Source organism: Catenulispora sp. GAS73, from assembly GCF_041262085.1.
GTDB lineage: Bacteria > Actinomycetota > Actinomycetes > Streptomycetales > Catenulisporaceae > Catenulispora.
Genome location: NZ_JBGCCM010000044.1, coordinates 45,991 through 64,804 on the forward strand (window position 1 = coordinate 45,991; position 18,814 = coordinate 64,804).

Here is an 18,814-nt window from a genome sequence, read left to right on the forward strand (position 1 = left end):
GCGACCGGGCCGACTCGCCCCCGCCACATCAGCCTTCCGGCCAGGCTGGCTTGCTCTCGTGCCACAGCGCCCTCCCGCCGAGCCGACCGCGCGACCGGGCCGACCGGCCTGCCTGCCTTCCCGCTCAGGCCGCGGTCGTCTCGCTCTCGCGCGCCGGATCACCTTCAGCACTCCCCCGCTCAGGATCGGCGTAGTGCCGCAGGAACAACTCCTCCAACGTCGGCGGCCGGCTCGTCATCGACCTGACCCCCTGCGTCCCGAGCAGCACCATCAGCGCCGAAAGGTACTCGGTGTCGACCGAGCACTCCACCCGCACTCCCCCGCCCGCGGCCGCGCCCAGCTCCGTCACCCGCACCTGGTGCGGCCCGTCGAAGCCCGCGAAGTCCTCGAACCCGTCCGGCAGCCGTTGGAGCTCCGCGCTGACCAGCGTGCGCGTCAGGTGCCGCAGCTCGGCCAGCGTGCCGGACTCCGCGACCCGGCCGCGGCGCACGATGCTGACCCGGTCGCAGACCTCTTCGACCTCCGACAGGATGTGGCTGGACAGCAGGACGGTGCGTCCGCGCGCCTTCTCCTGGCTCAGGCAGGCCCGGAACTCGGCCTCCATCAGCGGGTCCAGGCCGCTGGTGGGCTCGTCCAGGACCAGCAGTTCCGCCTCTGAGGCGAAGGCCGCGACCAGCATCACCTTCTGCCGGTTGCCCTTGCTGTAGGCGCGCCCCTTCTTGCCGGGGTCCAGGTCGAAGCGCTCCAGCAGTTCGGCCGTGCGCTTGGCGTCGGTCGTGCGGCCGCGCAGCTTGGCGAGCATCGCCAGCACCTGCCCGCCGGACAGGTCCGGCCACAAGGCGACATCGCCGGGGACGTAGGCCAGACGGCGGTGCAGGGCCACGGCGTCGCGACGGGCGTCGCGGCCGAACAGGCGGACCTCGCCGGCGTCCGGGCGGAGCAGGCTCAACAGGACTCTGAGGGTGGTGGACTTGCCGGCGCCGTTCGGGCCGAGCAGGGCGTGCACCTCGCCGGGGGCGACCGACAGGTCCAGACCATCCAGGGCGCGAGTGGCCGCCGATCCCCGCCCGAAGGTCTTCACCAGTCCGGTGAGGGAGATCACATCCGTCACAGTGCCAGCGTACACCCCATGATCATCACATATCACCAACCGCGCCGATTGACGGGCATCGCGCGGATCACACAAGATCGGGGTGACGACACAATCACACAAGGAGGCACGACGATGCTCGAATCCGAGCAGCCTCGCCCCACGCGGAGCGTCACCACAGTCGAGGTTCCGCGCGGTCTGGCCGGCGTCATCGTCACCGACACTGAGGTCGGCGACGTGCGCGGCGAGGAGGGCTTCTACCACTACCGCCAGTACAACGCGGTGGAGTTGGCCGAGAAGCGGACCCTGGAGGACGTCTGGGTCCTGATGATCGACGGCCACCTGCCGGACGCGGGGCAGCGGGCGGCGTTCATCGCCGAGACCACACCGTTGCGCCACGTCCCGGACAAGGTCAAGGCGTTGCTGCCGGCCATCGCCGAGGCGGTGCACGGCGAGCCGATGAACGGCCTGCGGGCGGCGCTGCCGCTGCTGGCCGGACAGCGCGGCATGCGGCCGATCTACGACATCGACGAGCAGACCCGCCGGGCGGACGCGCTGTACGTCAGCGCCCTGGCCCCGACGGTCCTGACCGCGATCCACCGGCTCGGCAAGGGCCTGGAGATGGTGGAGCCGCGCGACGACCTGTCGTACGCGGCGAACTACCTCTACATGCTCAACGGCACCGAGCCCACCCCCGAGCAGGCCCGCGCGATCGAGCAGTACCTGATCTCGACCGTGGACCACGGCTTCAACAACTCCACCTTCACCGCCCGCGTCATCGCCTCCACCGGCGCCGACCTGGCCGCGGCCGTGACCGGAGCCCTGGGCTCGCTGTCCGGCCCGCTGCACGGCGGAGCCCCCTCGCGCGCCCTGGACACCCTCGACGAGATCGGCACCCCCGACAAGGCCGAGGACTGGGTCCGCCAGCAGGTGGAGGCCGGCGCCCGCATCATGGGCTTCGGCCATCCGGTCTACCGCACGGACGACCCGCGCTCGATCATGCTCCGCGGCGTCGCCCAGCGCCTCGGCGGCCCCCTGGTGGACTTCGCCGTGGCCGTCGAGCAGCACGTCATCAAGGCCCTCGCCGAACTCAAGCCGGGCCGCCAGCTCTACACCAACGTCGAGTTCTACGCCGGCGTGGTGATGGAGCTCTCCGGCGTCCCGCGCGACATGTTCACCCCGACGTTCGCCACCTCCCGCGTAATCGGCTGGTGCGCGAACATCCTCGAACAGGCCCAGGACTCGAAGATCATCCGGCCCGCGGCGCACTACTCCGGCGTGCCGGCGCCGCAGCCGCTGCCGGAGGGCTGAGGTTCGGAGGTTGGTTTCGAAGCTCTGAAGCTCCGAGACTCGGGGCGGTTGGGCCAGTTGGAGTATTGGTCAGGGTTCGGATTCCAGCGGGATCCGGGCCCTGATTGCGGTCCGGCGGCCGGGCGTAGAACTCGACGTTGGTGTAGAGCTGGCGGCCAGCCTTCACCCGCAGCCGAGGCGAAGAGCGCCCTTGCCGAGGAACTACTCGCGAATGCCTACGCCGCGCGAGCCACCGCCGAGGTGTGCCTCAGCCGACTTCCCACAGCTCGATCCGGTTCCCCTCCGGATCCCGCACCCAGCCGAACTTCCCGATGCCGTCCATCTCCTGCGTCTCCGCGTCGACGTCGGCGCCCTGCTCCCGCAGCTGCCGGAGCATCGCGTCGAGGTCGCGGACCCGGAAGTTGAGCATCACCTGCTGCTCGCGCGAGCCGAAGTAGTCCGTCTCGGCCTCGAAGGCCGCGAACACGGTCGGCCCGGCCTGCTGCTGCCACATGCCGTGCTCGTCGATGTCCAGCCCGAGGCTGTCGCGGTACCACGCGGTCAGGGCCGCGGGGTCGGCGGCGCGCAGGAAGTGGCCACCGATGCCGAGTACTCGTTCCATGGCGTCATCCTGCCAGGGCCGTACCCACAAGCTGATTCGATCTATCCGGCACGCCGTGACGATCCGCCACAAACAGAATTCCCTCTACCTCGTTATAGGAAATCCTGCGCGCTACTGGCCCGCCAGGGGGTACCCCGCGAGTAAAGTCACGGAGAGAGCACGGAGAGAGCTCGGTTCACACTGCGAGGGAGTTCGTGAAGTGAACACCCAAGTCCCGCCCCGGCGCCCGGTACGCATCGCCAACTCATCCGGGTTCTACGGCGACCGCCTGTCCGCGGCCAGGGAGATGGTGGACGGGGGTCCGATCGACGTCCTGACCGGCGACTACCTCGCCGAGCTGACGCCGCTACTGCTCCATAAGGCGCGCGAGCGCGGCGGGCCCGGCTACGCGCGCTCCTTCCTGGCGCAGATGAACCAGGTGCTCGGCGCCTGCCAGGAGAAGGGCGTCAAGATCGTCACCAATGCCGGCGGGCTGGAGCCCGCGCGGCTGGCCGAGGATCTCAGGGCCCTCATCACGCACCTGAACCTGCGCCTCAAGGTCGCCCACATCGAAGGCGACGACCTGCTCCCGCGGCTGGCCGAGCTGCGCGACAGAGGAGTCCCGTTCGAGAACCTCGACACCGGCGAGCCGTTCTCCGACGCCGCCGAACCCGTCTCGGCGCACGCCTACCTCGGTGCCTGGGGCATCGCCGCGGCCTTAGCCGGCGGCGCGGACATCGTCGTCTGCGGCCGGGTCACCGACGCTTCACTGGTCGTGGGCCCGGCCGCTTGGTGGCACGGCTGGAACGGCGACGACTGGGACGCCCTGGCCGGCGCGGTCGCCGCCGGGCACGTCATCGAGTGCGGCCCGCAGTGCACCGGCGGCAACTACTCCTTCCTGGACGAGCTCCCCGACACCCGCGTCCCCGGCTTCCCGATCGCCGAGGTCGCCCACGACGGCTCCGCGGTGATCACCAAGCACCCGGGCACCGGCGGCGTGGTCTCGGTCGGCACGGTCACCGCGCAGCTGCTCTACGACATCGAGGGCCCGGCCTATACGAACCCTGACGTCACCGCGCACTTCGACACCCTGCGCGTGACGCAGCAGGCCCCGGACCGCGTCGAGATCCGCGGCGCCAAGGGCATGACCGGTCCGCACAAGCTCAAGGTCGCCTTCAACTACCGCGGCGGCTATCGCAACTCCATCACCCTGGGCGTCACCGGCCTGGACATAGAAGCCAAGGCCGGCCTGGCCGAGGCGCAGATCTTCGACACCCTGGGCGGCCGCGGCCGCTTCGCCTCCGTCGACGTGCGGCTGCAGCGCAGCGACAAGCCGGCCGAGCAGGCGCGCACCGACGAGGAAGCCACCGCCTACCTGCACATCACGGTGAAGGACCCGGATCCCGACAAGGTCGGCCAGGCCTTCACCAGCGCGGTGACCAGCCTGGCCCTGGCCGGATACTCCGGATTCCACCCGACCGCGCCGCCCACGCGCGAGGTCGAGTACGGCGTGTACTGGCCGACCTTGATCCAGGACCGGCACGTCGCGCACATCGCCGTGCTGCCCACCGGCGAGCGCCTGGAGATCCGGCCCTGCCGCCGGCCGATGGGCGTGCCGCTGCACCTGGGCGCGCCGCGTCCGCCGGAGCCGTTCTTCTCCGACGGGATGAAGCGGCTGGCGCCGCTCGGCCTGGTCTGCGGAGCCCGTTCCGGGGACAAGGGCGGCAACGCCAACGTCGGACTGTGGACGCGCACCGACCGCGCCTACGCCTGGCTGCGCGAGACGCTGGACGTGGACACGTTCCAGAAGCTCGTCCCGGAGTGCTGCGACCTGCGCGTGGAGCGCTTCGAGCTGCCGAACCTGCGGGCCGTGAACTTCGTCGTCTACGGCATGCTCGGCGAAGGGGTGGCCGCCTCGACCCGGGCCGATCCGCAGGCCAAGGGACTCGGCGAGTTCGTCCGGTCGCGGCTGGTGATGATCCCGGTGGAGTTCCTGAACGGCTAGCCTTAGTTAGCGGGACTAAGATCGTGCCATGCGCTATCGTCACCTCGGTAATTCCGGCCTGCTCGTCTCCGTCGTGGGCCTGGGCTGCAACAACTTCGGCAGCCGGCTCGACGTGGCCGGCACCCGGCGCGTCGTGGACGCCGCGATCGACGCCGGCATCACGCTGCTGGACACCGCCGACATGTACGGCCAGTCCCAGTCCGAGTCGTTCCTCGGCGAGGTCCTGAAAGGCCGCCGGGACCAGGTGGTGCTGGCCACCAAGTTCGGTCATCAGAGCTTTGACATGAAGTACCCGCGCGCGACCGGGGCCAAGGGCGGCCGGTCCTACATCCGGTACGCGGTCGAGCACTCGCTCAAGCGGCTGCAGACCGACCACATCGACCTGTACCAGCTGCACACCCCGGACCCGGTCACGCCGATTGCCGAGACCGTCGCCGCCCTGGACGACCTGGTCCGCGAGGGCAAGGTCCGCTACCTGGGCAACTCCAACTTCGCCGGCTGGCAGATCGCCGAGGCGCACTACGTCGCCCAGCAGCTGAACGCCACCCCCTTCATCTCCGCGCAGAACCACTGGTCCCTCCTCGTCCGCGAGGCCGAGACCGAGGTCGTGCCGGCCGCACGCCACTTCGGCCTGGGCGTCCTGCCCTACTTCCCACTGGCCAACGGCCTGCTCACCGGCAAGGTCCGCCGCGCCACCGGCATCCCCGCCGACGCCCGCCTGGCCGGCCGCACGCACTGGGTCACCGAGGACCGCCTGGACAAGGTCGAGGCACTGATCGCCTGGGCCGAGAAGCACGGCCGCAGCATCCTGGAGGTCGGCATCGCGGGCCTGGCCGCCCAGCCCGGCTGCACCTCGGTGATCTCCGGAGCGATGTCCCCGGAGCAGGTCCAGGCCAACGCCGCCGCCGGCGACTGGGAGCCGACCGCCGAGGAGCTGGCGGAGATCGACGCGATCGTGCCCGCGCCGACACCGGCGTAACGCGACGGCTGCGGGAAGCGCACAACACGACACCGCGACCGCACCGCGCCGGAGCACGCACCACCGCCCCGGCCGGCTGCGGTCACGGTGCGTTTTCATCCGAACCTCGGGCATCCCACACAAGCCGCCCCCTTGTCAGGTCGCTGAGAATCCTGGCCCTGACAGGATCAAGGCTCCCCTCATTCCCCGCGCCGCCGACCGCCACCACTCCCCGTCGTCCGGCAGCCCTCCTGCGTTCCTTGAACATTCAGCAGTTTCGCGGGTGAGCGCCAAGTACCAGGGGTAGGTTCCTCCGGAATCGGGTCACCACCGGCAGAGGGAGGAGCGGATGGATACGACCGTCGCAGTCAGGGGCCGCGGCATCACCAAGGTCTTCGGTGATGTCATCGCGCTCGATCACGTGGACGTGAGCATGGCGAAGGGTCAGATCCACGGCTTGGTCGGCCCGAACGGGGCCGGCAAGACCACGCTCCTGGGCCTGTTGCTGGGCCTGGCCGTCGCCGATGAGGGGAGTCTGGAGATCTTCGGGACGCCGGTCGGGCGGACGCTGGCCGCACCCGAGGGCGTCTCAGGGTTCGTGGACGGTCCCGGTCTGTATCCCACGCTGACCGCGAAGCAGAACCTCGCCGCGCTGATCGCGCTGCGGCATCGCCAGCCGCGTCCGGCCGACGTCGAGGAGGCCTTGGCGCAGGTCGGGCTGAGCGAGGTCGCGGACGACAAGGTGCGCGGCTTCTCGCTGGGCATGCGCCAGCGGCTCGGTCTGGCCGCCGCGCTGCTGACCAAGCCCCGGCTGCTGGTGCTCGACGAGCCCGCCAACGGCCTGGACCCGGCCGGCAAGAAGCACGTGCACGGCGTGCTGAACCGCCTGGCCGCCGACGGCGCCACGGTCATCCTGTCCAGTCACCGCATGGACGACCTGGAAGCCCTGTGCTCCGAGGTCACCATCCTGAACACCGGGCGCGTGGTCTTCTCCGGCCCGCTGAACAAGCTCTCCGACGAGAACCGCGAGCTGGACTACCGGCTGCGCGTCTCGGACGCCGCGCAGGCCCGCACCGTCGCCGGCGACACCCCCGGCATCGTCGTCGTCGAGGGCTCCGACGCCGCCGCGCAGGGCGACCCCGAGGTGATCGTCGTGCGCGCGCAGGTGGCGGCGATGGACGAACTCGTGGCGCGGATCGTGCGCGCGGAGGTCGCACTGCGCGAGCTGGCCCCGGTCGTCTCGCCGCTGGAAGCCGCGTTCCTCGCGCTCACCGACCAGCCGGCCGAGGTACCGCAGCAGTCGACCGGCCAGACGACCGGCGACACGAACACCGACACGAACACCGGCGCGGCCACCGCCACGGCCCCCGAGACCACCGCCGAACCCACCCCCGAACCCACCGAAACCCCCAGCACCACGACCGAAGAGCAGCAGCAGGAGGCCGGCCGATGACCGCGACCGTCACCGAAACCCCCGCGCCGGAGGCCGCGCCCCCGGCGGCTGCGGTCCCGGTGTCCCGGGTCCTCCGCTTCGAGCTGACCAAGCAGTTCTCCGCCTGGCGCGTCCGCCTGCTGCTCCTGCTGTGCTGGATCGGCCCGGCGCTTCTGGTCTTCGCCATCGACCAGCAGAGCACCCTGCCCTCGGACACCCTCTTCGGCCGCTGGATGCACGCGACCGGCTGGGCCGGCTCCCTGGTGGCGCTCGGTTTCTGCGGCACCTGGGGACTCCCCCTGATCACCTCCGTGGTCGCCGGCGACGTCTTCGCCTCCGAGGACCGCCTCGGCACCTGGCGCCACCTGCTGATCGCGGTCCGCTCGCACCGGCGCATCTTCGTCGCCAAGGCGATCGCCAGCCTCACCGTGATCCTGCTGCTGATCGCCGGCCTGACCTTCTCCAGCATCCTCGGCGGCCTGCTCGCCGAGGGCAACAACCCGCTGGTCGGCCTGGACGGCCACAGCCTGGCCGGGGGCGAGGCCGGCACCAGGGTCCTGCTCGCGTGGCTCTGCGTCCTGGCGCCGACGCTCGCCCTGGCCGCCGTCGGCCTGCTCGGGTCCATCGCCCTGGGCCGCTCCCCGATGGGCCTGCTGCTGCCGACGATCGTCGCCCTGGGCATGCAGGCCGCACAGATGCTGCCGCTGCCGGTCGCCGTCCGCCTGGCGCTGCCCGGCTACGCCTTCATCTCCTGGAACGGCCTGTTCACCGACCCGGCGCAGCTCAAGCCGCTGCTGATCGGCGTCACCGTCAGCCTGGTGTGGGCGATCGTCGCCACCGCGCTGGCCTACAGGGTCTTCGTCCGCCGCGACTTCACCAACCTCACCAACGACGGCGCCGGTCGCAGGGTCCTGACGGTGGGCGTGCTGCCGCTGGCCGGCGTGCTGGCGGTGACCGTCGGCCTGGTCGCCGCCACCACCTCCGGCGCCGGCAGCTCCGGCATCAACCAGAGCAAGGTGCAGAAGTCGATGGCCACCGCGTTCGCCCACCTCTACAAGCTCCAGGAAGACGAGATGCGCAGGCCTGCGCTCACCGAGGCGCAGCTGCACACCTCCGCCTCGTGCCTCAAGAGCGAGGGGATCGGCACGCAGGAGGGACCGGGCACCGACTGGCGCTGCACGGTCTCCTGGAGCGTCCCCGGCGACAACGTCACGGCGCAGGCCATCTACCAGCTCGACGTCACCGCGAACGGCCGCTACATCGCCGACGGCGACGGCCCGCAGGAGGTCAACGGCTACTTCCTGATCGTCACCAACGGCAGGACGATCTCGAACCCGCTGTGGCAGTTCGACGGCAACGTCGACCTGCTCTCCTAGAACTCCTCTCCTAGAACTGGTCCGAACACGCAGAACGGGCCCGGCGCGTCGCGCCGGGCCCGTTCTGCGTTTCTGTTCAGTCCGAACGTGCGCTAGGACATCAGCTCACGTTGACCGACGTGTCGTCGATGACGAACGACGTCTGGTACAAGGAGTCCTCCTTGCCGGTGAACTTGAGCGTCACCGTCTGCCCGGCGTAGGCCGACAGGTCGAACGAGTGCAGCGAGTATCCGCTGTTCGCGTTCAGGTTCGAGTACGTGTACATGTTCTTCAGCACCGAACCCGAGCTGCTGAGAAGCTGCAGCTGCAACGTGTCGTACTTGGTCGAGGTCGTGGTCTCCGCGGTGTCGATGTGCATGTAGAAGTTGAACTTGTAGGTCGTGCACCCGGCGGGCAACGTCACCGTCTGCGCCAAGGTGTCCGTGGTGGTCTTGCCCCAGCCGTCGAGCCACGCGTCGTACGTCCCGCTGTGCGGCGGCTCGGAGCTGCTGCTGTTGATCACCGAGAGCGGGGTGTGCGTCGAGGTGATGGCCCACGGCGCCGCGTTGGAGGCGCCGTTCTCGAAGCCCGCGTTGCCGAGCAGCTGCCCGGCCGTGCAACCGCCGCTACCGCCGGTCGGAGTGGCGCTGACCTCGTTGCTCTGCCCGCTCTCGCCGACAGGGTTGGACGCGGTCACCCGGTAGTAGTACGTCGTCCCACTGGTTAGCCCAGTATCCGTGCACGTCAGAGTCGTGCCGCTCAGGCCGCTGCAACCGCCCGAGGTGAGCAGCGTCTCGGTACCGCTGGAGGTGCTGCGGTAGACGCTGTACTTCGTGAGGGTCTCGCCGCCCGTGCTGGCCGGCGCCTGCCAGTTCAGCGTCACCTGGTTGGTGCCGCCGGACGCGGTCAGGTTCTGCGGCGCGCTGGGTGGCACGCTGCCGATCGGATCCGCCGTGACGCTGACCGTCGACGTCGCCGTGTTCGCCGGCGAGGCGCTGTCGGTCACCGTCAACGTCGCCGTGTAGGTCCCGACGGTCGAGTAGGTGTGGCTCGGGTTCTGCGCCGTGCTGGTCGCGGAGCCGTCACCGAAGTTCCAGCTGTAGGTGTAGCCCGGAGTGCCGCCCGTCGCCGTCCCCGTGAAGTTCACAGCCAAGGGGATCTGTCCGGACGTCGGGTTGCCGGCCGCCGAGGCCGCCAGCGGATTGCCGACCGCGCTGACGTTGACCGCGACCTGGGAGGTCGCCGTCTTCGCCGGCGAGGAGCTGTCGGTCACCGTCAGCGTCGCGGTGTAGTTGCCCGCGGAGCTGTAGGTGTGGCTCGGGTTCTGCGAGGTGCTCGTCGAGCCGTCGCCGAAGTTCCAGCTGTAGGTGTACGGCGCCGTGCCGCCCTGGGCCGTGCCGGTGAAGTTCACCGCGAGCGGGGCGTTGCCGGTGGTCGGGGAGGCCGAGGCCGAGGCGGACAGCGGAGTCGAGCCCTGGATCCAGAAGTCCTCCAGCGGGTCGCCGAGGGCGGCCTGGTCGTTGGTGGTCATCGGGAAGGTGTTCAGGCCGATGTTGTCGTTCGGGTCGATGATGCCCGACTTGACGTTCTCCAGCGTGCGCTCCATCGCCGCGATCACGTTGTTGGTCGAGTACGCGACGTGGCTGAGGTACCCCTGCTTGACGTACTGCGACGGACCGATGACGACCAGCGGCACCCGGTAGGTGTTGCTGACGTGGTCGGTGCCGTTGTTGCCGTTCTGGGTGTCGTCCTCGGTGATGACGATCAGGGTGTTGTTCTTGTACGTCGCGTTGTTCTCGATGGCGTTGACCACGTTGTTGGTCGCCGTGTCGTTACCCGGGATGTCCTGGTACGTGCCCGGGTGGTCGTTGAACAGCTCGACGTAGCTGTAGGCCGGCAGGCCGTTGGTGTTGACGAAGCTGATGTAGTCGTTCGAGATGGTGCTGTCCGGAAGGCTCTGGTTGGAGCAGGTGTACTCGTTGTAGTGCAACTCCTCCGGGATGCTGGTGCCCGGGCGGTTCGGCGGCAGGACTTCGAGCTTGCCGTCGGCCGGGTTCTTCCAGTAGCCCGAGCCGCTGCTGAGCATCCAGTAGAAGTCACCGTTCATCACGAACGTGTACGGGCTGCTGCCGCTGCCCGAGCCCGACGGCGCGGTGCACGCGCTGGTGCCCTCGTCGGTCGGACCGTTCGTGTTGCTCAGGAAGCGGTCGAACTGCGTCCCGGTGGACGGGTACGACTGCTGCTGCGAGCTGGACTGCGACTGGGCCGAGAACAGCCACCAGTGGTTGGGGCCCGAGGGCGGCTGCGTGCCGGTGCTGTAGGAGTCCGACAGCGCGTAGGTCTTGGCCAGGTTGTGCAGGTCCGGCACCGAGCTGATGTGGTTGGTGCTCTGCACCTGGCCGTTGCAGCCGGTGTGGATGGTGGTCGCACAGTCGCCGAGGTAGTCGTCGAACGTGTGGTTCTCGCGGTAGATGATGACGAAGTGCTGGAACGGCGGGAAGTACGGCGCCAGCGGGTTCACCGCCGCCACCGGCTGCTGCACCGCCGTGGCCGCCTTGCCGGAGCCGGACGGTTCGTAGGTGATGCGGTTGTTGACGGCGAAGTTGTGGGGCTGCGGGAACTTGTTGAACTCCGCGCCCAGCGCCGCGAACTTCGCGCTGGAGCAGTCGAAGTTGTCCGGCTTGTACGTCTGGGGCCGCTGGCCGACCGGGAGGTTCTTCGCGTTCGTCGGGTCGGTGCTCGGGTTCCAGCCGATGAGGGTGCACGAGCCGGGGCCGGATGTCGGCCTCTTGCTCGCCAGACCCTGCGCGGCGCCGGTTATCCCGCCCACGATGAGGGCGAGGAACGCAGCGCCTGCGATCCAACGTTTCCGTCTGATCATTTAAGCTCCCTGATTGGGGGATGTGGGGAAGACGCGAAAGTGGCGACGGTATTGTCTAGGCGAATAAGGGCCCGGACAAGTGCTATCGAGGCACAAGACCCGCTGATAGCGAAGGCTTTCATTCGTCGTTCGTCCACAGTTGGTCTGACGCGACGTCAGCCGGCAGACGCGACATATCGCGTTCGCGACGGTTTCCGGCTACACTGCTCGCATGACTTCCGCGCCCGAAGAGAACCGGTTCGTCCCGGTCGTCGTGCCCTCCGAGCCGGCCGCCCAGGTCCCCGCCGAGCAGATCGCCGGACAGGTGCCCGCCGGGCAGGTCCGGGCCTCCGACGCCGAGCGCGACGAGGTGGCGGCCGTGCTGTCCGAGGCGCTGGCGCAGGGCCGGCTGACCAGCACCGAGCTGGCCGAGCGGATCGACGCCACCTACGCCGCCAAGACCCGCGCCGAGCTGGTCCCGCTCACCGCCGACCTGCCCGACGACCTGCGCGAGGCCCGGGTCAGCCCGGTCTCGGCGGTCGAGCACCAGGAGCTGAGCGCGACGTTCAGCAAGGTGATCCGCTCCGGCCGCTGGGTCGCCGGCCGGCACACCTCGGCGAACGCGCGGTTCGGGGCGCTGATCGTGAACCTGGCCGAGGCCGTGCTGCCGGGGCGCGAGATCACGCTGGACATCAACGCGTTCTGCGGCAAGGCGATCATCACGGTCCCGGAGAACGCGCGGGTCATCGACGAGGGCGGCGCGCTGTTCGGCAAGCGCTCGGTCACCGGTTCCACGCCGGAGGGACAGGAGGACGGGCCGCTGATCCGGATCACCGGCAAGTCCACGTTCGGCAAGATCGTGGTGCACCGGAGCACGCCCGGCGACGGCGCGTTCAACCCCGCCGTGTGGTGGTGGGAGAACCGGCACCGACGCTGAGCCCTGATATTCACAGGCGCCGGACAGGCTTGTGCGCGAGACTCCTTCATGGCCAACACGAACACCCTTCCGCTGCACCAGGTGCGTGCGGACTATGACCGCGACACGATCGTCGTGTACCAGGCGTACCGTGCGGAGATCGCCGAGCCGGCGGTGCGGGCGCAGCGCTTCGTCGAGCCGTTCTCGCTGAACCGGATGACGTGGGTCAAGCCGTCGTTCCTGTGGATGATGGGCCGCAGCAACTGGGCCCGCAAGCCGGGGCAGGAGCACGTGCTGGCGGTCCGGATCACGCGGGAGGGCTGGGAGACCGCGCTGTCGCAGGCGGTGCTGACCGGTTACGAGCGCGGCGTCTACGCCGACCGCGCGGACTGGGAGCGGCAGATGAAGCACGCGACGGTGCACGTCCAGTGGGATCCCGAGCGGACGCTGGCCGGTGCGGTGCTGGACGCGCGCGCGATCCAGGTCGGGCTGAGCCGCCACGTCATCGCGGACTACGTGAACTCCTGGACGACCGAGATCCGCGACATCACGCCGACCGTGCGCAAAATGGCCGACCTGCTCAAGGAGGGCCGAAAGGACCGCGCCGCGCAGCACCTGCCGAAGGAGCGGCCCTACGAGTTGCCGCCGCACATCGCGCGGCGGTTGTACCGTCCGGGCGCCGAGGACTAGTGGACTAGCCGCGACGCCCGAACACCGCTGGTCGGCCGGCTATCAGGCGGCCGGCTCCAGCACGACGACCGGGATCCGGCGCGTGGTGCCCTTCTCGTACTCCGCGAACTGCGGGGCCCAGGCGACCATCTGGGCGAAGTACCGGTCGCGCTCGTCCTCGTCGGCGACGCGCGCGGACAGCTTGACGGTCTTCACCTCGTCGTCGCCGGGCACCTCCAGGAGCACCTCGGGGTGCACCTGCACGTTGTGGTACCACGCCGGGTGGTTGTCGCCGCCGCCGTTGGAGGCCACGATGAACCACGCGCCTTTGTCCACGGCCATCCCGGCGAGCGGGGAGACGTAGGAGGCGCCGGACTTCGCACCGGTGTGGTGCAGGAGGACCAGGCCCTTGCCGCCGAACTGCTGGACGCTTCCGGCGTTGGCCCGGAACTCTTCAATGACTTGCTCGTTCCACGAACGAGCCTCTTCGTTGCTCATATCGGCGCCCAGCCTCCCGTCGAAGGGGTTTTATTCCCTGCTGCTCAGAGCCTCACCCGGATGGCCCGTCCGGACCCGCCGGCGAGCACCGCGACCTCGCCGATGTCAGGCTGAGGGCATGGTGCGACCGACCCCTCCCCCGCCGCCGGGAGCCCCCGGAACCCCAGGAGCCGCCGGTGCCACGCCGCCGGTGGTGGTGGTCACCGGCGTCTCCGGCAGCGGCAAGTCGACCGTCGGCGCCGCCCTGGCCGGCCGCCTGGGCTGGGACTGGGCCGACGGCGACGCCTTCCACCCGGGAAGCAACATCGCCAAGATGGCGGCGCACGAGCCGCTCACCGACGCCGACCGCATGCCCTGGCTCGACGAGATCGGCCGCTGGATCGACAAGGCGGCGGCCGCGGGCCGGCCGGCGGTCATCGCCTGCTCGGCGCTCAAACGTTCGTACCGCGACCGGCTGCGCGCCGGCCGGCCGCAGGTCCGCATGGTGTACCTGGTCGTCGACCTCAAGACCCTGCACCAGCGGCTGACCGACCGGCGCGGACACATGTTCCACGCCGACATGCTCGGCAGCCAACTGAGCACGCTGGAGCCGCCAACGCCGGACGAGAACGTGCTGATGGTGCAGTCCGCGGGCACCCCCGACCAGACCGTAGATCGCATCATCGCCGCGGAGCATTTGGCGGCTTATGCGGCGGCCGAGCCGGGGCGGCAGGCGCCGGGATAGCGGCTCGCCGCCCGCCACCGCCGACCGAGTTCGGCGGTGGCGGGCGGCGAGCCGTCAACCCACCGTCGCGGCGACTCCGTAGTGGTCCGACAAGAACCGCTCCCGTCCGTCGGCCATCCGCACCTTGTCCTGGAGCACCACCTCGCCCTTGGCCGCCAGCCCCGGCGTCACCAGTACCTGGTCCAGTGCCGCGCCGTCCCAACCGGGGACCGGCCGGTAGGTGGTGGCGGCGTCGCCGTTGAAGGCGTCGCGCAGGCCCGAGGCCGCCTCGAAGCCCTCGAAGAGCCAGGAGTCGCGGGGGACGTTGAAGTCGCCGACCGCGATCACCGGTTCGCCGGAGTCGATGCGGCGGACCGTCTTCGCCAGGCGGGCCAGCTCCGCCTGCTGGACGCGGGTGAACGGGGCCGCCTTCGACCAGTCCGCCGCGCGGTTCGCCGACAGGTGGGTGTTGGCGACGGTGAAGAACTCGCCGTCGGCGTTGAAGCGGGTCAGCAGGACGCCCTTGCGCAGCACCAGGTCGCTGCGCCATTTCGCGGGGGCGGCCAGGACCTGGTAGCGGTGCCCGACCAGCGGGATGCGGGACAGGGTCAGCAGGCCGCCGGCGACGACGGGCAGCCGGCGGCCGTACGCCGCGTAGGGGAACGCCTCCCGGGTCAGCGAGCGGAGCAGGGCGAAGTTCGGCGGGATCTGCAGCTCCTGCAGGCAGACCACGTCGTAGTCGCCAGTCCTCAACACCTCGGCCAGCGCGCGCAGACGCACCCTGGGCTCGTTCCTGAAGAGCGTGTTGAACGACAGCACCCGGACCTTCGGCACGCTATGCCCTCCTCCCCGCGGTCCAGGCGACCCGCATCGGGACCTTGGACCCGAACCGCAACACAGAGTTCTCATACACCCGGGCGCCGGCCCCGACGATCCCGACCGTCACCACGGCCATCAACCCGATCGCCACCACCGGCTCCCACCACGACGCGTCCCCGCCGGCGATGCGCACCGGCTGGATCAGCACCGAGAACGGCGGGATCAGCGACAGCACCCGCACCCAGACCGCGTCCGGGTTGCTCAGCGCCGCGAACGCCGCGAAGTACGGCACCATCAGCACCAGGTTCAGCGGCTGCACCGCGGTCTGCATCTCCTCCTGCCGCGACACCCGCGCGGCCACCGCGGCGTAGGCCGAGGCGTAGAAGATGTACCCCAGCACGAACCAGACCGCCACGATCCCCACGGTCTGCCAGATCTGCCCGGTCATGTGCAGCGCCCCGGTCGCCGCCCCGGCGCCGATCCCGACCGCGGCCGTGGCCGCCAGCTGCAGGAGTCCCAGCGCGCCGATGCCGATGATCTTCCCGGTCAGCAGCACTCGCGCCGACGTGCTGGACAACAGCACCTCGATGACCCGGCTCGCCTTCTCCTCCACCACGCCAGTGGCGACCCACATGCAATACGCGATCATCTGGCTGAACAACATGATCTCGGCGACCAGCGCGACCGTCTTGCGCTGCCCGGCGTCGGGGTCCTTGGGCGCCAGCTTCACAGTGTTCTGCCCCTGCAACTGGTCCACGTCCGGAATCTGCGCAGCCAGGTTCGCCCCGGCCAGCACCGGCGCCAGCTTGGGGTCGACCGAGTCCTGCACGTAGATCTGGCCGCCATCCACGAGCGCGTTCATCTTGCCGCTCTTGACCATCTGCTGCGCCACCGCGGAGTCGGTGACCACGCTGGAGGTCAGGTTGATCTTGTACGCCGGGGCCTGCCGCTCGGCGTACTGCTGCTCGACGGCGGCGCGCGGCCCGGCGAAGCCGACGGTGAACGACGGCGTCTTGTCCCGCCCCGAGAGCAGCGCCGAGATCACCACGGCGACCAACACGATCAGCAGCGAGATCGCCACAGAGATCGCGAAACCCCGGTCCCGGCCCCGCTCGACGAACTCGCGGCGCATGACGAGCCGGACGGCCTGACGGTTCCGGTTCACGCGCGCGCTCCTTCTTGGTCGGCGCTGCCGCCGGAATCGCTGTGTTCGCCACTGGCGCCGCTGGCGCTGCCACTGCCGGTTCCGGCCTGCCCGGCACGCGCCGCACGCGCGGCACGCCAGACCCGTCCGGCGAGCCCGGCAGGCGCGCGGCCGCCGCCGATCTGGCCGGGACCACCATCGGCCCCGCCGCCGGTGGCACCGCCACCCGCACCGCCGCCCGCGCCGTCACCCTCACCATCGCCGTCGTGCTCCGCGACAGCCTCCCGGAACAGGTCCGCCAGGCTCGGCCGCAACGGCGTGAACTCCCGCACCGGCCCCACAGCCCGCGCGGCGTCCAGAATGGCCTGGTCGTCGGCCTCGCCGGTGAGGATCAATGTCGTCGTCGGCCCGTACTCGGCCGACTCCACGCCGAGCAGTCCGTCGGCCCAGCCGGCGGCGGCGTCGGTTCCGACGCGCAGCGCCCGCTCGGCCCGCGAGGCCCGGAGCTCGTCCACGGTGCCGGTGGCGACCATCCGGCCCCGGTAGATGATCCCGATCGAGTCGCACAGCCGCTCGACCAGCTCCAGCTGATGGCTGGAGAACACCACCGGCACGCCCTCGGCGGCCCGCTCGCGCAGCACCTCGGCGAGGTTGTCGACGCCGACCGGGTCCAGCCCGGAGAACGGCTCATCCAGCACCAGCACCGCCGGGTGGTGCACCAGCGCGGCGGCCAGTTGCACCCGCTGCTGGTTGCCCAGCGACAGCGCCTCGACGCGGTCCTCGGCGCGTTCGGCGACCGACAGCCGCTCCATCCAGTAGCCGGTGGCCTTGGCGGCGTCGCCGCGGCTCATGCCGTGCAGCTCGGCGAGGTAGCGCAGCTGGTCGCCGACGCGCATCTTCGGGTACAGGCCGCGTTCCTCGGGCATGTAGCCGAACGTGCGCCGGGTGGCGGTGTCGACCGATTTGCCCTGGAATCGCACGCTTCCGGCGTCCGGTTCGAGCACGCCGAGCGTGATCCGCATCGTCGTGGTCTTGCCCGCGCCGTTCGTGCCGACGAAGCCGTACAGCTCCCCCGGACGCACGGAGAACGTCACGCCGTCCAACGCGACGCGGTCGCCGTAGCGTTTGCGCAGCCCCTCAAGCTCCAGCATCAAGCCTCCCGATTTGCCTGGCCCGATCCTAGCCACGGCAACGGCGAGTCGAGCACACTGTCCTGCCGCAGCTCGGCCGCCGCCGCGTTGACCGCCGCGTTCCGGTCCCGGAAGGGTTTCTCCCGCACCGCCACGGCCAGCGGCGCGGCCGACCCCGCGGCCATCGACGCCCGGATCGCCGACGGCAGCCGGTCCAGTGACCCGACGCGTGCCAGTTCCAGACTCCAGACGACTTCGGGCCCTGACACCCGCGCCAGCAGTTCCAGCGCCACCCGACGGGCCTCCGGCCGCAGATCGTCCCCCGCGAGCCTTATCAGGGTATGGATCAACGCCGCGTCGTCCTCGGTGGCGCCGTCGCAGGCGACGGCCAGCATGTCCAGGAACTGCTGCTGGCCGTGTTCCAGAAGACTTCCCAGCGATGTGCGAAGAGACCCGGAGCGCTTGTGCGGCATGCGGTAGGCCTGCCATCGCACCGCGCCTCCGGCGAAGTCGTGCCGACGGATCGCGTCGACGACGTCCGGCTCCGGCTCCCGGCCCCGGTCCCGATCCCGGCCGAGCAGCCCGGCCAAGACGCTGTCCGGCGCGAACGCGTTGCCAGCCAGATTCACCCGCGCCCGAGCACTGCCGTCATCGCTCAGCGTGTGCTCGACCAACACCCGCGACAGCGGCATGAACCCCGGCATCAGTTCCGCGGTGGAGCCCCGCCGGAGCGCGGTGACATCGGTGCCCGCGGCGAGGAACCGGCGCGCGCCCTCCGCCGGGGCCAACGCCAGCAGGATGTTCGCCGGACGCCACAGATGCCCGGTCCACAGCCCGCTGCCGAACGGCAACACGGTTTGGCAGTCCTCGGCCCCGCTGTCGTCGCGTCCGGCCAGCAGCGAGGCCAGCGACCCGCCCCAGAAGCCGACCACGTCGATCAGCAACGCCCACCGCGCGGGATGCCGATCGGCCACCGAGCGGATCACGGCCGCCACCACGGCCCCGTTCCCGGCGACCTCCCGCTCGGAGAGCACCGAGACCGCGACCGCCGCCGGCCGGACCTCGTACAGCAGGTCGCGGTTGCTGATCGAGCCGGCCCGCAGGCCTTCGATCGTCAGCTCTCGAAGATACGAGAGGGCCCCGGCGCGCGCCGGGTGGTCGTTGAAGTGCCGCAGGCCGCGCCAGTAGTCCCCCATCGTCGGCCGGTCCATGATCGGCGGCGGCGGGGGCGGTGGAGGCGTCGGATGGCCCAGCTCGACAAGGCATTCGCGCCACGCCCCGGAGTCGTCGTAGTCGGGCTCGAAGTCGTTGATGACGCCGCCGCACCACAGGTCACCGCTCACC

The 18,814-nt window shown here is 70.3% G+C and carries 15 protein-coding genes and 1 pseudogene; 8 read left to right on the forward strand and 8 right to left on the reverse strand.

The genetic code is table 11. The features are described from left to right. Positions 1 to 124: 124 nt before the first annotated feature. Positions 125 to 1,111 carry an ATP-binding cassette domain-containing protein gene (locus ABH935_RS43390; protein ID WP_370383835.1) on the reverse strand — a complete coding sequence of 329 codons (987 nt, stop codon included), beginning with the start codon at positions 1,109 to 1,111 and terminating at the stop codon, positions 125 to 127. 114 nt (positions 1,112 to 1,225) lie between these two features. On the opposite strand from ABH935_RS43390, the gene ABH935_RS43395 reads away from it, so the two are divergent. Further along, complete coding sequence (locus ABH935_RS43395) at positions 1,226 to 2,401, forward strand: citrate synthase (RefSeq protein WP_370383836.1); 1,176 nt, start codon at positions 1,226 to 1,228, stop codon at positions 2,399 to 2,401. A gap of 247 nt (positions 2,402 to 2,648) precedes the next feature. Here the strand turns inward: ABH935_RS43395 and ABH935_RS43400 are convergent, their stop codons facing one another. Continuing rightward, positions 2,649 to 3,002, reverse strand: a complete 354-nt coding sequence (locus ABH935_RS43400) for a VOC family protein (RefSeq protein ID WP_370383837.1) — start codon at positions 3,000 to 3,002, stop codon at positions 2,649 to 2,651. Positions 3,003 to 3,201: 199 nt separating this feature from the next. Here ABH935_RS43400 and ABH935_RS43405 point away from each other — a divergent pair, with 199 nt between their 5' ends. The 4 genes from ABH935_RS43405 (at position 3,202) to ABH935_RS43420 (ending at position 8,752) form a co-directional block, all read left to right on the forward strand. After that, positions 3,202 to 4,986, forward strand: coding sequence for an acyclic terpene utilization AtuA family protein (locus ABH935_RS43405; protein WP_370383838.1), 1,785 nt, complete (start codon positions 3,202 to 3,204; stop codon positions 4,984 to 4,986). Between the two features lie 28 nt (positions 4,987 to 5,014). After that, positions 5,015 to 5,965, forward strand: a complete 951-nt coding sequence (locus tag ABH935_RS43410; RefSeq protein WP_370383839.1) for an aldo/keto reductase — start codon at positions 5,015 to 5,017, stop codon at positions 5,963 to 5,965. Between the two features lie 328 nt (positions 5,966 to 6,293). Beyond that, positions 6,294 to 7,397: an ABC transporter ATP-binding protein gene (locus ABH935_RS43415; RefSeq protein WP_370383840.1), complete on the forward strand. Its 1,104-nt coding sequence runs from the start codon at positions 6,294 to 6,296 to the stop codon at positions 7,395 to 7,397. Further along, positions 7,394 to 8,752 (forward strand): ABC transporter permease, encoded by a 1,359-nt coding sequence (locus tag ABH935_RS43420; RefSeq protein WP_370383841.1) that lies wholly within the window; start codon positions 7,394 to 7,396, stop codon positions 8,750 to 8,752. Before ABH935_RS43415 ends, ABH935_RS43420 begins: the two co-directional genes overlap by 4 nt. Before the next feature lie 100 nt (positions 8,753 to 8,852). On the opposite strand, the gene ABH935_RS43425 is transcribed toward ABH935_RS43420, so the two are convergent. Next, on the reverse strand, positions 8,853 to 11,612 hold the full coding sequence (locus tag ABH935_RS43425) for a PKD domain-containing protein (protein WP_370383842.1): 2,760 nt from the start codon (positions 11,610 to 11,612) through the stop codon (positions 8,853 to 8,855). 211 nt (positions 11,613 to 11,823) lie between these two features. Here ABH935_RS43425 and ABH935_RS43430 point away from each other — a divergent pair, with 211 nt between their 5' ends. Further along, positions 11,824 to 12,528, forward strand: coding sequence for a DUF1707 domain-containing protein (locus ABH935_RS43430; RefSeq protein WP_370383843.1), 705 nt, complete (start codon positions 11,824 to 11,826; stop codon positions 12,526 to 12,528). A 48-nt stretch (positions 12,529 to 12,576) separates the two neighbouring features. Further along, entirely contained in the window at positions 12,577 to 13,197 is a 621-nt protein-coding gene (locus tag ABH935_RS43435; protein WP_370383844.1) for a DUF4291 domain-containing protein, read from the forward strand. A gap of 42 nt (positions 13,198 to 13,239) precedes the next feature. Here the strand turns inward: ABH935_RS43435 and ABH935_RS43440 are convergent, their stop codons facing one another. Further along, on the reverse strand, positions 13,240 to 13,674 hold the full coding sequence (locus ABH935_RS43440; RefSeq protein WP_370383845.1) for a nitroreductase/quinone reductase family protein: 435 nt from the start codon (positions 13,672 to 13,674) through the stop codon (positions 13,240 to 13,242). 118 nt (positions 13,675 to 13,792) lie between these two features. Here ABH935_RS43440 and ABH935_RS43445 point away from each other — a divergent pair, with 118 nt between their 5' ends. After that, positions 13,793 to 14,398, forward strand: a complete 606-nt coding sequence (locus ABH935_RS43445) for a gluconokinase (protein ID WP_370383846.1) — start codon at positions 13,793 to 13,795, stop codon at positions 14,396 to 14,398. A 54-nt stretch (positions 14,399 to 14,452) separates the two neighbouring features. On the opposite strand, the gene ABH935_RS43450 is transcribed toward ABH935_RS43445, so the two are convergent. From ABH935_RS43450 to ABH935_RS43465, 4 genes and pseudogenes are all read right to left on the reverse strand, one after another. Next, positions 14,453 to 15,211, reverse strand: coding sequence for an endonuclease/exonuclease/phosphatase family protein (locus ABH935_RS43450; protein ID WP_370383847.1), 759 nt, complete (start codon positions 15,209 to 15,211; stop codon positions 14,453 to 14,455). Between the two features lies 1 nt (position 15,212). Next, positions 15,213 to 16,361 (reverse strand): ABC transporter permease, encoded by a 1,149-nt coding sequence (locus tag ABH935_RS43455; protein WP_370383848.1) that lies wholly within the window; start codon positions 16,359 to 16,361, stop codon positions 15,213 to 15,215. A gap of 251 nt (positions 16,362 to 16,612) precedes the next feature. Continuing rightward, positions 16,613 to 17,491, reverse strand: a pseudogene (locus ABH935_RS43460) (ABC transporter ATP-binding protein); the annotation flags it as partial. Continuing rightward, a complete protein-coding gene (locus tag ABH935_RS43465; RefSeq protein WP_370383849.1) occupies positions 17,491 to 18,813 on the reverse strand; it encodes a hypothetical protein in 1,323 nt (440 codons plus the stop codon). The gene ABH935_RS43465 and the pseudogene ABH935_RS43460, both read right to left, overlap by 1 nt. Between the last annotated feature and the right edge of the window lies 1 nt (position 18,814).

Bases quoted from the DNA above. Each gene is read 5' to 3' on its own strand.
- ABH935_RS43395 (WP_370383836.1), top strand. From the start codon at position 1,226: ATGCTCGAATCCGAGCAGCCTCGCCCCACGCGGAGCGTCACCACAGTC.
- ABH935_RS43400 (WP_370383837.1), bottom strand. From the start codon at position 3,002: ATGGAACGAGTACTCGGCATCGGTGGCCACTTCCTGCGCGCCGCCGAC.
- ABH935_RS43410 (WP_370383839.1), top strand. From the start codon at position 5,015: ATGCGCTATCGTCACCTCGGTAATTCCGGCCTGCTCGTCTCCGTCGTG.
- ABH935_RS43415 (WP_370383840.1), top strand. From the start codon at position 6,294: ATGGATACGACCGTCGCAGTCAGGGGCCGCGGCATCACCAAGGTCTTC.
- ABH935_RS43420 (WP_370383841.1), top strand. From the start codon at position 7,394: ATGACCGCGACCGTCACCGAAACCCCCGCGCCGGAGGCCGCGCCCCCG.
- ABH935_RS43425 (WP_370383842.1), bottom strand. From the start codon at position 11,612: ATGATCAGACGGAAACGTTGGATCGCAGGCGCTGCGTTCCTCGCCCTC.
- ABH935_RS43430 (WP_370383843.1), top strand. From the start codon at position 11,824: ATGACTTCCGCGCCCGAAGAGAACCGGTTCGTCCCGGTCGTCGTGCCC.
- ABH935_RS43435 (WP_370383844.1), top strand. From the start codon at position 12,577: ATGGCCAACACGAACACCCTTCCGCTGCACCAGGTGCGTGCGGACTAT.
- ABH935_RS43440 (WP_370383845.1), bottom strand. From the start codon at position 13,674: ATGAGCAACGAAGAGGCTCGTTCGTGGAACGAGCAAGTCATTGAAGAG.
- ABH935_RS43445 (WP_370383846.1), top strand. From the start codon at position 13,793: ATGGTGCGACCGACCCCTCCCCCGCCGCCGGGAGCCCCCGGAACCCCA.